This window comes from Bacillus sp. YBWC18 (genome assembly GCF_002998775.1).
Lineage (GTDB): Bacteria > Bacillota > Bacilli > Bacillales > Bacillaceae > Bacillus.
Window position 1 is genome coordinate 1 of sequence record NZ_PVRI01000013.1, and the last position, 1689, is coordinate 1689.

1 rRNA gene is annotated in these 1689 nt (G+C 54.5%); it reads right to left on the minus strand.

The window, feature by feature from the left end:
• Positions 1-15: 15 nt before the first annotated feature.
• Positions 16-1689: ribosomal RNA gene (locus C6348_RS18760) — 23S ribosomal RNA — on the minus strand; the annotation flags it as partial.

Here is a 1689-nt window from a genome sequence, read left to right on the forward strand (position 1 = left end):
CTTCACATTAGAATATAGGTTAAGTCCTCGATCTATTAGTATCTGTCAGCTCCACGTGTCACCACGCTTCCACCTCAGACCTATCAACCTGATCATCTTTCAGGGATCTTACTTCCTTGCGGAATGGGAAATCTCATCTTGAGGGGGGCTTCATGCTTAGATGCTTTCAGCACTTATCCCGTCCGCACATAGCTACCCAGCGATGCCCTTGGCAGAACAACTGGTACACCAGCGGTGCGTCCATCCCGGTCCTCTCGTACTAAGGACAGCTCCTCTCAAATTTCCTGCGCCCGCGACGGATAGGGACCGAACTGTCTCACGACGTTCTGAACCCAGCTCGCGTACCGCTTTAATGGGCGAACAGCCCAACCCTTGGGACCGACTACAGCCCCAGGATGCGATGAGCCGACATCGAGGTGCCAAACCTCCCCGTCGATGTGGACTCTTGGGGGAGATAAGCCTGTTATCCCCGGGGTAGCTTTTATCCGTTGAGCGATGGCCCTTCCATGCGGAACCACCGGATCACTAAGCCCGACTTTCGTCCCTGCTCGACTTGTAGGTCTCGCAGTCAAGCTCCCTTGTGCCTTTACACTCTGCGAATGATTTCCAACCATTCTGAGGGAACCTTTGGGCGCCTCCGTTACATTTTAGGAGGCGACCGCCCCAGTCAAACTGCCCACCTGACACTGTCTCCCTGCCCGATAAGGGCAGCGGGTTAGAAGGTCAATACAGCCAGGGTAGTATCCCACCGATGCCTCCACCGAAGCTAGCGCTCCGGTTTCCAAGGCTCCTACCTATCCTGTACAAGCTGTACCAACATTCAATATCAGGCTGCAGTAAAGCTCCACGGGGTCTTTCCGTCCTGTCGCGGGTAACCTGCATCTTCACAGGTACTATAATTTCACCGAGTCTCTCGTTGAGACAGTGCCCAGATCGTTGCGCCTTTCGTGCGGGTCGGAACTTACCCGACAAGGAATTTCGCTACCTTAGGACCGTTATAGTTACGGCCGCCGTTTACTGGGGCTTCAATTCGCACCTTCGCTTACGCTAAGCGCTCCTCTTAACCTTCCAGCACCGGGCAGGCGTCAGCCCCTATACTTCGCCTTACGGCTTCGCAGAGACCTGTGTTTTTGCTAAACAGTCGCCTGGGCCTATTCACTGCGGCTTCTCGGGGCTTTAACACCCTAAGAAGCACCCCTTCTCCCGAAGTTACGGGGTCATTTTGCCGAGTTCCTTAACGAGAGTTCTCTCGATCACCTTAGGATTCTCTCCTCGCCTACCTGTGTCGGTTTGCGGTACGGGCACCTCTCACCTCGCTAGAGGCTTTTCTTGGCAGTGTGGAATCAGGAACTTCGCTACTAAATTTCGCTCGCCATCACAGCTCAGCCTTTACGGGAAACGGATTTGCCTATTTCCCAGCCTAACTGCTTGGACGCGGATATCCAATACCGCGCTTACCCTATCCTCCTGCGTCCCCCCATTGCTCAAATGGTGAGGAGGTGGTACAGGAATATCAACCTGTTGTCCATCGCCTACGCCTTTCGGCCTCGGCTTAGGTCCCGACTAACCCTGAGCGGACGAGCCTTCCTCAGGAAACCTTAGGCATTCGGTGGACGGGATTCTCACCCGTCTTTCGCTACTCATACCGGCATTCTCACTTCTAAGCGCTCCACCAGTCCTTCCGGTCTG